The organism is Massilia sp. IC2-477 (assembly GCF_020707265.1).
Classification (GTDB): Bacteria; Pseudomonadota; Gammaproteobacteria; order Burkholderiales; family Burkholderiaceae_D; genus Telluria.
Map to the genome: position 1 here is coordinate 348,332 of NZ_JAJFEQ010000006.1, position 13,901 is coordinate 362,232.

The 13,901-nt window shown below is 66.3% G+C and carries 10 protein-coding genes; 4 read left to right on the forward strand and 6 right to left on the reverse strand.

Going from position 1 to position 13,901, the window contains the following annotated elements; all coding sequences use genetic code 11:
* Positions 1-125 precede the first annotated feature (125 nt).
* Entirely contained in the window at positions 126-656 is a 531-nt protein-coding gene (locus LK542_RS14860; protein WP_227812488.1) for a hypothetical protein, read from the forward strand.
* 1 nt (position 657) lies between these two features.
* Here the strand turns inward: LK542_RS14860 and LK542_RS14865 are convergent, their stop codons facing one another.
* From LK542_RS14865 to garD, 5 genes are all read right to left on the reverse strand, one after another.
* Positions 658-1,035, reverse strand: a complete 378-nt coding sequence (locus LK542_RS14865; RefSeq protein WP_227812489.1) for a cupin domain-containing protein — start codon at positions 1,033-1,035, stop codon at positions 658-660.
* A 70-nt stretch (positions 1,036-1,105) separates the two neighbouring features.
* The gene (locus LK542_RS14870; protein WP_227812490.1) at positions 1,106-3,538 is read right to left on the reverse strand and encodes a family 43 glycosylhydrolase; all 2,433 of its coding nucleotides are present in this window, start codon (positions 3,536-3,538) and stop codon (positions 1,106-1,108) included.
* Positions 3,538-4,431, reverse strand: coding sequence for an aldose 1-epimerase (locus LK542_RS14875; RefSeq protein ID WP_227812491.1), 894 nt, complete (start codon positions 4,429-4,431; stop codon positions 3,538-3,540). Before LK542_RS14875 ends, LK542_RS14870 begins: the two co-directional genes overlap by 1 nt.
* 4 nt (positions 4,432-4,435) lie before the next feature.
* On the reverse strand, positions 4,436-5,254 hold the full coding sequence (locus tag LK542_RS14880; RefSeq protein WP_227801917.1) for an NAD(P)-dependent oxidoreductase: 819 nt from the start codon (positions 5,252-5,254) through the stop codon (positions 4,436-4,438).
* A 215-nt stretch (positions 5,255-5,469) separates the two neighbouring features.
* Positions 5,470-7,011: a galactarate dehydratase gene (garD, locus tag LK542_RS14885; RefSeq protein ID WP_227801918.1), complete on the reverse strand. Its 1,542-nt coding sequence runs from the start codon at positions 7,009-7,011 to the stop codon at positions 5,470-5,472.
* Positions 7,012-7,167: 156 nt separating this feature from the next.
* Here garD and LK542_RS14890 point away from each other — a divergent pair, with 156 nt between their 5' ends.
* The 3 genes from LK542_RS14890 to LK542_RS14900 all read left to right on the forward strand — a co-directional run bounded on the left by LK542_RS14890 (position 7,168) and on the right by LK542_RS14900 (position 12,994).
* Positions 7,168-8,580, forward strand: a complete 1,413-nt coding sequence (locus tag LK542_RS14890) for a glycoside hydrolase family 105 protein (protein WP_227801920.1) — start codon at positions 7,168-7,170, stop codon at positions 8,578-8,580.
* A gap of 17 nt (positions 8,581-8,597) precedes the next feature.
* Positions 8,598-9,800 carry a DUF4861 family protein gene (locus LK542_RS14895; RefSeq protein WP_227812492.1) on the forward strand — a complete coding sequence of 401 codons (1,203 nt, stop codon included), beginning with the start codon at positions 8,598-8,600 and terminating at the stop codon, positions 9,798-9,800.
* 248 nt (positions 9,801-10,048) lie between these two features.
* Positions 10,049-12,994, forward strand: coding sequence for a TonB-dependent receptor (locus LK542_RS14900; protein ID WP_227812493.1), 2,946 nt, complete (start codon positions 10,049-10,051; stop codon positions 12,992-12,994).
* A gap of 48 nt (positions 12,995-13,042) precedes the next feature.
* Here the strand turns inward: LK542_RS14900 and LK542_RS14905 are convergent, their stop codons facing one another.
* Complete coding sequence (locus LK542_RS14905) at positions 13,043-13,894, reverse strand: alpha/beta hydrolase (RefSeq protein ID WP_227812494.1); 852 nt, start codon at positions 13,892-13,894, stop codon at positions 13,043-13,045.
* Positions 13,895-13,901 lie beyond the last annotated feature (7 nt).

A 13,901-nucleotide genomic window follows, 5' to 3' on the forward strand; every position in this document is an offset into this window, starting at 1 on the left:
CAGCTCCGGAGCCTCGAGGTAGCGTCCGATGCGCCCGAAGGTAGCGTTGCACGCGCCCTCCTGTTTGCGCACAACGCGGTGCACCGGCGCCACTATCATGCGCTATCACTCTTTGGGGAATAGCCATGAAAATGCGTATCGCCTTGCTGGCGCTGGCATGCGTCTTGATGCAGGCATGCGGCATCGGGGCCAATACGCCCAGGATCGAGCAGAGCATCTATCGTCCGGCGCCACCCTGGATCGGTCTCAAGCAAGGGTTCTATGTGCGCGAGCACGAGCGTCCGCTGCTGCCAAGCATTGCCAGCGCCAGCGATTCCATCGCCACCTTCCTGCTGGACCTCCATCACCCTGACAAAAAAACGCTCGGCAGCATTCGTCAGGTACTGGACGAATCACGCCCACTGCTGCGCCTGCCGCCGCATGCCTCAGGCAGGCGCGAGCGATACATCGCCATGCTGCTCTACTGCTGGCAGAGCGAGGGCGAGAACCAGTTGAGCTTCCTGGTGGAGTGGGCCGATGTCACGATGGCGCACTACACCGACTCGTATGTGTTCGTGCGGCGCGGAACGTCCTGGTATTTCGAACGGCATGGCAACATCGCGCCCTGGCATTGGATACAGGTGCAACGCTATTTCCAGCGAACGTGTCCCGCTTGAGCTAGACCGGCCGGTTCCCGGTCCCCTCGCCGCGCGTCACATGCCGCATGCGGCTCGGCACCCGCACCTTGGCGGTATGCCACACCCCGCGCGGCACCACGACGGCGCCGCTGCCGTTCAGCAGGATCGTTTCCACCTCGTTGCCGCGATCGAGCAGCAGCTCGACCGCGCCCGACAGCAGATAGACGAACTCTTCGCCTTGCGGATGCATTTCCCAGGTCGGCCAGTCTTCCGTGAACAGGAATTCCGACACCAGCCAGCCCTTGCCGAAACTGTCGAACGCTTCAGGGGGCAATTGCCAGAAGCTCTCGCCTGAAACTTGATGTGCCTTGCCGTCATCGGCAAGGTGCACATAGGTGTGCTGCGGATCGATGACCATGGTGGCTCCAGTCGCCGGGAACGAAGGTGCGGCCATACTACCATCGGTGATGGAGATTGCCGCAGGAAGCTCAGGGGCTGATGCGCAGGTAGTCGATATCGGCGTAGGCGCCGGCGGCGCCGGTGGTGAACAGGCCGAGCTGGCCCCCGACCCAGCGTCCCATGGCGGCCTCGAACGGCAACCCCAGCTGGGTATAGCGCACGCCGTCAACGCTGTACGAGAACGACACATAGGCCCCGGCCGTGACATGCATGCGCAGGTGCGCCGCGAAGCCCGGCAGCACCGCGCCCACCTCTTCCGCGCACTTGCCGTCCTGTGCGCAGCTGACCATCACCACGCGCGGCTTGCCCTCGATGCGGCGCAAGCCGAACCACCTGCTGGCCAGGCCCATCGCGCCGAGTCCGACCTGGTCGCCGTCGCGCTGCGCATGCAGTTCCACCCTGGCGGTGACGCCAAAGGCGGGCGCCGGGAATTTCTGGGTCAGCACCGATGGCAGGTCGCGCACCAAACCGTCCGGCTGTGCGAACAGGCGCAGCTGGCCGGGGCGCGCGTCGAGTGCGTACCAGCGCTGCTGCGGATTGGCCGCCCATTGCCATTGCGGCGCCAGGGTCTTGCCGTCGAATTCGTCGCTCGCCGCCGGCACACGCTGCGGGAAGCTGCCCGCCACCGGCTTGGCGTATTCCAGCACCGGCTGGCCGACGCCCGGTTTGCCGGAGGGCTCGCCAATGATGGGCCAGCCGTCTTCCCAGCGCATCGGCTGCAGGTGCACCACGCGGCCGTAGGCGCGGCGGTCCTGGAAGTGGAAGAACCAGTCGGCGCCCTGCGGCGTGCTGACCCAGGCGCCCTGGTGCGGTCCATTGATCGGCGTCGCGCCCTGCTCCATCACGACGCGCGCTTCATAAGGCCCGTCGATGCTGCGCGAGCGGAACACCGATTGCCAGCCATGCTCGACGCCGCCCGCAGGGGCGAACACGTAGTACCAGCCGTTCGCCTTGTACAGCTTCGGTCCTTCCAGCGTGCGGTAGCCGGGTAGCGCGTTGCCGTCGATGACGACCTTGCCTTCGCTGTCGAGCAGGCTGCGGCCGCCTGGGTCCATGCGGCGGAGCGTGAGCACGTTGTTGAAGCCGGCGCGGCTCTTGGCCCAGGCGTGGATCAGGTACGCCTTGCCATCGTCATCCCACAGCGGCGTCGGATCGATGATGCCCTTCCCCGCCAGCAGCAGGTGCGGCGCGCTCCACGGTCCTGCGAAACTGGTGGCGGTGGTGACGTACACGCCCTGGTCCGGGTCCGGATAGAAGATCCAGAATTTGCCGGCGTGGTAGCGCAGGCAGGGCGCCCACACCCCCTTGCCGTGCTGCGGCGCCTGGAACTGCGCGCCCGGCACCAGCTGGGGCAGCGCGTGGCCCTTCAGCTCCCAGTTGACCATGTCTTTTGAAACGAGCAGCGGCAGGCCGGGCGCATTCGCGAAGCTCGAGGACACCATGTAGTAGGTGTCGCCGACGCGGATCGCGTCCGGGTCGGAGTAATCGGCATGCAGGATCGGGTTGCGGTAGCGGCCGTCGCCGAGGTCGGCCGACCAGGGTGCGCGCGCCGGCACTGACCCGAGCGTGCGTTCCAGGAAGGCCGTCATCGCATCGACGGTCGGCGCTACCCAGGGATCAAACAGCCAGAACGAATGCGGGGTGCCCGGCAGCGCCACGGTGTCGCTATGGATGCCGTGCGAGGCGAGCTTGGACGCCATCGCTTCGCGTCCCACCGAGAAGCGCGGCACGCCGCTGACGATGAACAGCACCGGCGGGCTGCCCTTGCCGGCATGGGTGATCGGAGAAGCATCGCGCCACAGCGCCTCTTTCTCGGCATAGCGGCCGCCGAACCAGGCGCCCGCGGCGGACGGGTTCTTGGCCGGGTCGTCCTCGTGCTTGCGCGCTTCCTCGGAGGTGAAGTCGGACAGGCCGTCGATGCTGACCACGGCGCGGACCGCGCGCGGCTCGAGCATGCCGACCAGCGAGGCGATCTGCCCGCCGGCCGAGCCGCCGGCGATGGCGACCCGCGCCGGATCGATGCCGTAGGCGGCCGCGCCCTTGCGCAGCCAGTGCACCGCCTCTTTCACGTCCTCGATCGCGGCCGGATAGCGGGCCTGGCCGGACAGGCGGTAGCTGACGGTGGCCGCTGCATAACCGCGCGCCGCCAGCCGGGCCGCGAGCGGCGCCATGTTGGCGCGTTCGCCGGTACCCCAGCCGCCGCCGTGCACCAGCACCACCAGCGGCGCCGGCTTGTCGCCCGGCCCCGGAGAATAGAGGTCGAGCCCCAGCGCCAGTTCTCCGCGCTGTGCATAGACCAGGTTCTTGCGCACCTGGACGGGGGCCGGCGCTTCGCTGCTGGCGATGCGGATATAGGGGTAGTCGCGTGCCAGCTTGCGGTAGGTGGTCTCGGCGTTGTAGGGCGCCTGGGCGCTTGCCGCCGTCGCGGCGAGCGCCAGCAGCAGGCCTGCCGCCCGCCGCATCACAACGCCGCTCCGCGGAACACGCAGCGGCGGCGCAGCGTGGCGCCAGGGGCCAGCACCGTCAGGCCCGGATGGCCGGGCAGGTTGTGCGCATTGATCGGGTGGTCGACCGGCTCGAAGCAGAAGAAGTCGCGCCCGGGCGGGGCATAGAGAATGAAGTAGTCCATGTCGGCCTGCACTTCCAGGGCCAGGCCGCGTGCCGGCCAGGCGATACGGGCGGCCCCATGCCAGCCCTCGAATACGTTGTCGACGCCGTCCTGCGGCAGCGATGCGGGATTGTCGAAACGCCACTGGGGAGGAATGTCCTGGCGCATCAGCGGCAGCTTGTCCGGGCCGGACATCCAGACGCTGTTGGCGCCTGCTTCCAGCAGGGCGCCTCCCGGATCCGGCATCCAGGGATGCAGTCCGATCCCGAAGGGCAGCGCGGCGCGGCCGGCATTGCGCACGCTGACCTCCAGCACCAGCGCATCGTCGGCCAGGGTGTAGCGTAGTTCCGCCGTGTAGGCGAAGGGTTCGGCGTCCCAGCGGTCCAGGCTCAGGACCAGGGAGGTGTCGTAGTGCGAAGCGACGCGCCAGGGCTGCTGCCAGGCGTCGCCGTGGATCGGGCAAGGCTCCCCTTCCCGGTTCGGTTTCGGTACGTGGCGCGTGCCCGCGAAGGCGAAGCCGGAGGGCGCCATGCGGTTCGACCATGGCAGCAGGGGGAAGCAGGCCAGCTGCCCCGGCAGCGGCGTGCCGGCGCTGTCCGGCGCCAGCCCACGCAGCAGTTCCTGCGGCTGCGCGCCGTCGCTGCCCAGCCAGTCGAGCCGCGCCAGGCCGCCTCCCACCTGCGGAACGATCTCCGCCAGCAGGCGGTCGTTGCGAAGCAGGAGCCGTTCCAGCACGGGCGTCGGCATCTGCTTAGTACTGTGGTCCGTCGAGCAGGAACTTGCCGCCCTGGTAGGTCGTCGTGACGTCGTCCTTGTCCGGGAACTCGGAGGTGTCCGGGAACAGGTGGGCGAACTTCGAGGAGCTGTCCTTCGGCTTGTAGCCCAGGTGCGAGGCCAGGCGGTTGTCCCACCAGACGCTGTCGTTGTCTGACACGCCGTAGATGATGGTGTGGCCCACGCGCGGCGCGAACAGCGAGCAGCGCAGCATCTCGACCAGGTCGTCATACGAGAACCAGGTGCTCATCATGCGCTTGTTGGCCGGCTCCGGGAAGCTCGAGCCGATGCGGATGCAGACGGTCTCGATGCCGAAGCGGTCGTAGTAGTAGCGCCCCATCTGCTCGCCGAAGACCTTCGACAGGCCATAGTAACTGTCCGGGCGGGTCGGCGAATTCGCGTCCAGCACGGTGTTCACGTGGTGGTAGCCGATCGCGTGGTTCGAGCTGGCGAACACCACGCGGCGGGTGCCGGCCTTGTGCAGGGCTTCGTACAGGTTGGCCACGCCCAGGATGTTGGCCTGCATGATCGGTTCGAAGGGCTTCTCGGTGGAGATGCCGCCGAAGTGCAGCACGGCGTCCACGCCTTCCAGCAGTTTCAGGACCGCTTCCTTGTCGGCCAGGTCGCACTGGACGATTTCCTCGCCCTCGCGCGCTTCGCCCATGTCGGCCACGTCGGACAGGCGCACGACCTCGGCCCAGGGCTTGATACGGTCACGCAGCACCTTGCCGAGGCCACCGGCGGCGCCGGTCAGCAGGATGCGTTTGAAGGGTTTGCCCTTTGCTGCTTGGGTCATTGTTAACTCCTTAATCTTTGTGGCGTTACTGCCGCTACCCTTGTTGTCCGTAGGGTGGGCGGGTCTCCCGCCCACGCGTCCAACTCTCAGCCGCGCTGTGGCAGCGCATGCTCTAGTTGAACGCGTGGGGTAACCTGGTCCAGTGGACCAGGTTACGAGCCGCCCACCCTACGGTTCCCGCAGATCACATGCCGCAGTCGTAACGCAATATTCTGTCAGGTCACCGGCGCCGGATTGAACAGCGCCAGCGCATTATGCAGTTTCCAGTGTTCGGCCCAGGTCTTGCGCCCGCTGGCCACGTCGAGGATCAGGCGGAACAGCTCCCAGCCCACATCCTCAATAGTAGCTTCTCCGCTGGCGATGCGCCCGGCATTCACGTCCATCAGGTCGTGCCAGCGCTGGGCCAGCTCGGTGCGGGTGGCCACCTTGATGACCGGGACCGCCGCCAGGCCGTAGGGGGTGCCGCGGCCGGTGGTGAAGATGTGCACGTTCATGCCGGCGGCCATCTGCAGGGTGCCGCAGATGAAATCGCTGGCCGGGGTGGCGGCGTAGATCAGGCCCTTCTGCTGCAGCTTCTCGCCCGGCGACAGCACGCCGGTGATCGCGGTGGTGCCCGACTTGACGATCGAACCCATGGCCTTTTCCACGATGTTCGATAGGCCGCCCTTCTTGTTGCCGGGCGTGGTGTTGGCGCTGCGGTCGACGCCGCCGCGCACCAGGTAATCGTCGTACCACTGCATCTCGCGCACCATCGCCTCGGCGACTTCCGGCGTCGCGGCGCGTGCGGTCAGCTGGTCGATACCGTCGCGCACTTCAGTAATCTCGGAAAACATCACGGCGCCGCCGGCACGCACGATCAGGTCGGTGGCAAAGCCGACCGCCGGGTTGGCGGTCACGCCCGAGAAGGCGTCGCTGCCGCCGCACTGCACGCCGACCACCAGGTCGGATGCCGGGCAGGTGACGCGCTGGCGCGCGTTCAGTTCCTGCAGGTGCTTTTCGGCGGTCTGCATCAGGTTGTCGATCATCGACATGAAGCCGACGTGCTGCTGGTCCTGCAGGGTAACGACCGAGGGCTCGGCGTTACCGATCGGGATCGCCCCGGCCGGGAACAGACGCGCCGGCGGCAGCTTCTCGCAGCCCAGGCTGACCACCATCACGCTGTCGCCGAAGTTCGGGTTGCGCGACAGGTTGCGGATGGTCTTGATCGGAATGTCCGCGCCCGGCGCGTCGATCGCGACGCCGCAGCCGTACACGTGCTCCAGCGCGACCACGTCTTCGACGTTCGGATAGCGCGGCAGCAGTTCTTCCTTGATGCGCTTGACCGCGTAGTCGATCACGCCCGAGACGCACTGCACGGTGCTGGTGATCGCCATGATGTTGCGGGTGCCGACCGAGCCGTCCTTGTTGCGGTAACCCTCGAAGGTGTAACCTTCCAGCGGTTCGCTGACCGCAAGCGCATGGGTGCCGATCGGCAGGTCGTCGAGCGAGCGCGCTGCGGGCATGCGCAGCACGCGCTCGGACACCCAGCTGCCGCGCGGGATCGGCGCGTTCGCATAGCCGATCGTCACGCCGTAGCGGATGACAGGCTCGCCTTCGGCGAAATCGGTAAGCGCCACCTTGTGTCCCTGCGGGACGCCCTCGACGAGGGTCAGCCCGTCGGGGAAAACGGTGCCCGCGGGCAGTCCGCCGTCGTTGACGACGATTGCGACGTTGTCGCTGGCCTGCATGCGGATGGTGCGCGGAACTTGGGTGCTCATGGTGTGGTGCCTTGTCGGTAGGTTCTTTTTCAGTATGCCATACAAGTTCGAACGGTGGCTAGTCCACCTTGTGGTTTTGGTCGGACCAAATTAGAATGGCCTGACCAAATATAAGTAGTCATACAGTAGTAAACACACAACGCCGACTGGAGACACATGAAGACGACCTTGCTGGCAGCCTCCGTTGCCACCCTTTTGGGCTGCGCCCTCGCCTGTGGTCCCGCCCTCGCCCAGGGTGGCCATTACCGCAATACCGACAACAAGAACCTGAAGGACGCGGCCGAAGGCACCTATCCGGTGCCCTACAAGATGCCGGTGGCGGCGGAAGTCACGGCCCAGCTCAAGTCGATCCGCGCCTACATGGACAGTGCGACGCCCACCCGCATCATCAGCAAGAAGACGGGCGACCAGATCACCGACCTGAAGACCCCGAACGCCGATGCGATCTTCGAACCCAGCGCCGGCGACTACGGCATCCAGGTCTATGAGATGGGCGTGGTGCATTCGGGCCTGCTGAAGGCGGCGGAAGCGACCGGCGACCAGAGCTTCACCGCGATGACCCAGCGCCACTTCCAGTTCTTCTCCCAGACCCTGCCCTATTTCCGCGCCCAGGAACAGAAGTTCCGCCTCGAACGGGCCAACAGCTTCTCGCGCTTCCTCGATCCGCGCTCGCTGGACGATTCCGGCTCGATGTGCGCCGCCCTGATCCGTGCGCGCCTGGCCAAGGTCGGACCGGACCTGAAGCCCATGATCGACGCCTGCAGCGACTGGGTCATCAACAAGCAGTTCCGCTTGGAGGACGGCACGATGGCGCGCAAGCGTCCGCAGGAAGTCTCGCTGTGGGCCGACGACATGTACATGAGCATCCCGGCGCTGGCCGAGATGGGCCGCCTGACGGGCGACCGCAAGCACTTCGACGACGCCGTCAACAATGTGATGGGCATGTCGAGCCGCATGTTCAATCCGCAGCTGGGCATCTACACCCACGGCTGGCATGCCAACCACCCGGACGCGCCGCGCTTCTACTGGGCGCGCGCCAACGGCTGGGCGGTGCTGGCCATGTCCGACCTGCTCGACGTGCTGCCAAAGGACCACCCGGGCTACCCGAAGGTGCTGAACCAGCTGCGCGCCGCGATCAAGGGCATCTCGGAGCTGCAGTCGGGCACCGGCCTGTGGCACCAGATGATCGACCGCAACGACTCCTACCTCGAAACCTCGGCCAGCGCCATATTCACCTACGTGATCGCGCACGCCGTCAACCAGGGCTGGGTCAGCCCGACCACCTACGGCTCGATCGCGCAGGCCGGCTGGACGGGCCTGTCGACCCGCATCACGGCGAAGGGCGAAGTGGAAGGCACCTGCGTCGGCACCACCCTGGCCGGCGACATGGTCTATTACTACAACCGTCCGACCAGCGTGCATGCACTGCACGGCTATGGCCCGATGCTGCTAGCCGGCGCCGAGATCCTCAAGCTGATGAAGAATCCGGCTTTCGAGGTCCAGTACAAGGTTCGCACGTATCATTACATGCCCAAAGGGGGCAAGACCGACTACCGCGAACACCATTGAGAAGAGGCGCCTGAACGATGAAACGACTGATCCTTGCAGCTGTACTGACTTCCGCTCTGAACGCTTACGCCGCCGAGCGCCTGGCCGTCACCGTCCAGCATGACCTGTCCATCGCCCGTCCGTCCGAAACCATCACGATCCCCTGGAGCGACGTGAACGCCGCGCTGCCGGGCGCGTTGATCCAGAAGATCGCGGTCAAGGATGCGAAGGGCAATGTACTGCCCCACCAGGTGACCAATGTCGCGCCCCTGGCCAAGGACCCGAAGGGCGTCGGCGCCGCCTATGGCGAGCTGATTTTCCAGCACAGCTTCGTACCTGGCGAGAAGAGCGCCAGCTTCACGGTCGAGAAGATCGACACGGTCGCCCCGGTGTTCGCACAAAAGGCCTTTGCCCGCTACGTGCCGGAGCGCCTCGACGACTTCGGCTGGGAAAACGACAAGATCGCGCACCGCACCTACGGCCCGGCTCTGGCCGCGCCCGCCCCCGCCGGCGTCACCAAGGAGGTGCTGGTCACCAGTGGCCTGGACCTGTGGTTCAAGCGCGTGCCATATCCGATCGTCGACCGCTGGTACAACAAGGGCCATGACCACTACCACAAGGACGAAGGTGAGGGCATGGACATGTACAACGTCGGCAAGTCGCGCGGCGCCGGCGGCACCGGCATCTGGGACGGCAAGCAGCTGTACACGAGCGTGAACTACGCCAGTTGGCGCGTGCTGGCCAACGGCCCGGTGCGCGCGGTCTTCGAGCTGCACTATGCAAGCTGGGACGCGGCCGGCAAGCAGGTCAGCGAGATCAAGCGCTTCACCGTCGACGCCGGCCAGCAGCTGGACCGCATCGACAGCACCTTCATTTACGAAGGCGCTGATCCGCTCACCGTCGCTGTGGGTCTCAACAAGAATCCGAGCGACAAGAACCAGGATCCGTCGATCACGGTCAAGCGCGAGGGTCCGGTGCTGCTGCAGTGGGTCGAGCAGAAGAGCAACGACGCCTTCGGCACCGCGGTGGTGGTGCCTGGGGCGGAAGGCTTCACCCAGGACCAGCTGAACGAACTGATCCTGGCCAAGGCCAGCTCCGGCAAGCCGCTGCGCTACTACGCCGGCGGCGCCTGGAGCCGCGCCGGCGAGATCACCTCGCTCGCGCAGTGGCAGAAGTACACGCAGGACGTGGCCGCCCGCGCTGGCAACCCGGTGCGCGTGACGCTCTCGCGCCAGCAGTAAGCTTTTCCTCCCCGATGCGGCGCCCTCGCGCAGGGCGCCGCATGTCTTTTCAAGGCCTTACAACAAGGGCCATCTCCACGCAATATCCCCTTTGGCAGAGGTTGGACCAATTCACGTATTTATTTGAATTGGATGGACCAGAATTGGTATTTCTGCATTAGAATCGCGGAACCGGCCTGACCAGATAAATACGCCGATGCGGCGTGCGCCCAGCTGCGCACCGCCAGGATAAAACGCATGGAGACAGCATGAAACAACACCCGCAACGTGCCGCTTTACGTCAACTCACCTTGTGCCTGCTCGGCACCGCCTCGGTGTCCGCCCTCTCGATCGGCGCCGCCTTTGCCCAGGATGCCCCCGCCAATGCATCCCAGCAGATCCAGACGGTGCAGGTGACGGGCTTGCGCGCCTCGCTCGAGAGTGCCCTGAACGCCAAGCGCCAGGACAACGGCATCGTCGACGTCATCAAGGCCGAAGACATGGGCAAGTTCCCGGACACGAACCTGGCCGAGTCGCTGCAGCGCGTGCCGGGCGTGGTGATCGACCGCGACGCCGGCGAAGGCCGCAACATCACGGTGCGCGGCCTGGGCCAGGACTTTACCCGCGTGCGCATCAACGGCATCGAGGGCCTGGCCACCACCGGCGGCACCGACAGCTCGGGCGGCACCAACCGCGGCCGCGGCTTCGACTTCAACGTGTTCGCGTCCGAGCTGTTCAGCTCCCTCACCGTGCGCAAGAGTTCCTCGGCCGACGTCGACGAAGGCTCGCTGGGCGCCACCGTCGACCTGCAGACCCTGCGTCCCTTCGACCTGCGCGGCTTCAACGCCACCATCGCGGCCAAGGGCAAGTACAACGACGGCTCGGAAAAGGTCGACCCGCGTGTCGCCTTCATGGTGTCGAACACCTTCCTGGACCGCACGGTGGGCGTGCTGGTCTCGGGCGCGTTTTCCAAGCGCCGCGTGCTGGAAGAAGGCTTCAGCACCGTCCGCTGGGACAACGGCCCCTCGTCGGGCGGCTGGTGCGCACCGCAGGGCGTGACCGCGAATCCATCGAACTCCACTGCCACCACCTGCGGCCCGGCGGCCCAGGGCGTGCCGCGCCTGCCGGCCTCGCAAGCGGCGACCGAGGCCTATAACGCGGCCAGCAGCGCCACCAACTTCCATCCGCGCCTGCCGCGCTATGGCCGCCTGACCCACGACCAGGACCGCCTGGGCCTGACCGCGTCGGTGCAATGGCGCCCGCAGCGCGGCACGCTGCTCACCTTCGACATGCTGTATTCGAAGCTGGACGCGACGCGCCAGGAAGACTTCCTGCAGGCGATCTCGTTCAGCCGCAGCGCCGCCCAGGGCGGCAAGCCGCAGATGAGCGTCGTGGAAGCCCAGTATGCACCGAACGGCGCCCTCCTGTACGGCAAGTACAACGGCGTCGACATCCGCTCCGAGTCGCGCTTCGACGAACTGAACACCACCTTCTCGCAGCCCACCCTGACGCTGGAGCACCAGTTCAACGACAGCTGGAGCATGAGCGCCAAGGTCGGCCGCGCTAACTCGAAGTTCCGCAACCCGGTCCAGACCACCGTCACGCTCGACGCCCTGAACGTCAATGGCTACACCATCGACTTCCGCGGCAACGACCGCATGCCGGCGATCGGCTATCCGTTCGACCCGACCTCCACCAGCGGGCCGCTGGCCATCATCGGCGTGCCGCAGGTCGCCAGCGGGACCCAGCCGACCACGGTGCCCAACACCACCACCAGCGAGATCCGCATCCGTCCGCAAGGCGCGACCAACATCAACGACGTCGGCCAGTTCGACCTGGCCTGGGAAGCCAGCGACAACCTGAGCTTCAAGGGCGGCATCAACAAGAAGAAGTACGAGTCGGATACCTATGAATTCCGGCGCGTGAACCAGAACGACACGATCTTCGCGCCGCCGGGCGGAGCGAGCGGTCTCACGACCAGCCTCACCGGCTTCGGCAAGGGCCTCGACATGCCGGCCGGGACGGCGACCGGCTGGGTGATCCCGAACCTGAGCGCCATCGCCGCCGCCTACGACATCTACTGCAACTGCATCAAGGCCGGTCCCGCCGGCGGCCCGGGCGACTTCACCCTGTCCTCGATCACCAACGGCAACGCGCGCGGCAACAACCGCACCGTCACCGAACGCGACGACGGCTTCTACCTGATGGGCGAGTTCAAGTACGACCTGTGGGACATCCCGGTGCGCGGCAACTTCGGCGTGCGCCACGTGAAGACCGAGCTGGAAGCGATCGGCTACCAGGCCGCCGGCGGCGGCACCGCGGTCGTGGTGAACCACGACTACAAGGACACCCTGCCCTCGTTTAACATCGCGGCCAACCTGACGCGCGACTTCATCGTCCGCTTCGGCGCAGCCAAGGTGATGACCCGTCCGCAGCTGGGCTTCCTGTCGCCGGGCGGCACCATCTCGACCACCGGCACGCTGACCATCAACACCGGCAACCCGCTGCTCAAGCCTTTCCGTGCCAAGACCTTCGACAGCAGCTTCGAGTACTACTTCGGCAAGAATGCCTTCGTGGGCCTGGGCCTGTTCCAGAAGAACATCGACACCTACATCCAGTCGCTGCGCACCAATGTGCCCTTCCGCGAGACCGGCCTGCCGCTGTCGCTGCTGCCGGCGAACTTCACTGGCGACGAACAGTTCCAGGTGACGGCGCCGATCAACACCGACGGCGGCAAGCTGAAGGGCTTCGAGATCAACTACCAGCAGCCCTTCACCTTCCTGCCGGGCTGGGGCAAGAACTTCGGCACGGTGCTGAACTACACCAAGGTCAGCTCGAAGATCGAATACGCCGTCTCGCCGACCAGCAACGAGCGCATCGTCGACGACCTGCTGAACCTGTCGCCGAAGTCCTGGAACGCGACCTTCTACTATGACGACGGCAAGTTCAGCGCGCGCGTCTCGGGCGCCAAGCGTTCGTCCTTCCTGACCCGGGTGCCGGGCCAGAACAACAACGACGTCGAAGGCAAGAACGAAACCTTCAACGTGGACGTGTCGCTGTCGTACAAGTGGAACGACAAGCTCGAGTTCACGCTCGAAGGCGTGAACCTCACCAACGAGCCGAACGACCAGTTCATCAGCCGCGCACGCAACAGCGTGGTGGTGAACAACGTCACCGGCCGCGAGTTCCTGGCCGGCCTGCGCTACAAATTCTGATTCTCTTCTCCTGCTGTACTTTTCAAGCCCGCCTCGTGCGGGCTTTTTTCATGGCACGCCGAGGTGCCGCGCCAGGAAGGCGCCGACCCGCCGTTCGTACTCGGCAGGCGCGAACGCATACAGGTCCACGTGCGCGGCGCCGGGCACTTCCCACAAGGCCTTGTCCCTGCCTGCCGCTGCGAAGATGCGGCGGGTTTCGGCGATCGTCGTGTGCTGGTCCGCGTCGCCCGCAGCGATGAGGACCGGTGCGTCCAGCGCAGGCATGCGTTCGATCGGCCGCAGCTGTTCCGGCTCGATATCGAGCCGCAGCGGCAGCTGCACCAGCAGCAGCTGCGACAGCGGCGCCGCGAGTGGACCGACACGCATGCGCAGGCGGTCCTGCACGGCCTCCTCGATGGTCGGATACATCGACTCCAGCACCACCGCATCCGCGCGCGGACAGTCCGCGCACAGCACGTACGACGCCGCGCCGAGCGACACGCCGATCACGCCCACGCGCTGGCCCGGGTAAGTGCCGCGCAGGTAGTCCAGCGCCGCCTTCACCGCCGCCCCTTCGTGCAATCCGAAGGTGATTGCCGGCGCCGGACTGGCGCCGTGGCCGGGCAGGTCGATCAGCAGCACCGCATAGCCTGCGGCCTGCAGGAAGCGGGCGCGCGCCAGCATCTGGGTACGGTCGGCGCGGATGCCGTGCAGGAGCAGCAGCGCACCCTTGCCCTCCCCCGGCAGCAGCCAGCCTTCGACCGGCCTGCCCGCAGGCGTTGCCAGCCTCACCGTGCGCAGGCCGGCGTCCGGCGCCGCCATCGCGTACTGCTTGCCGGCGATGAGCGTGGAGCCGGCCACCCAGGTGGACAGCATCGCTGCGGCGACGGCGGTGGCGCAAGCCCATGTCAGTCGTTTCATGCGGCCA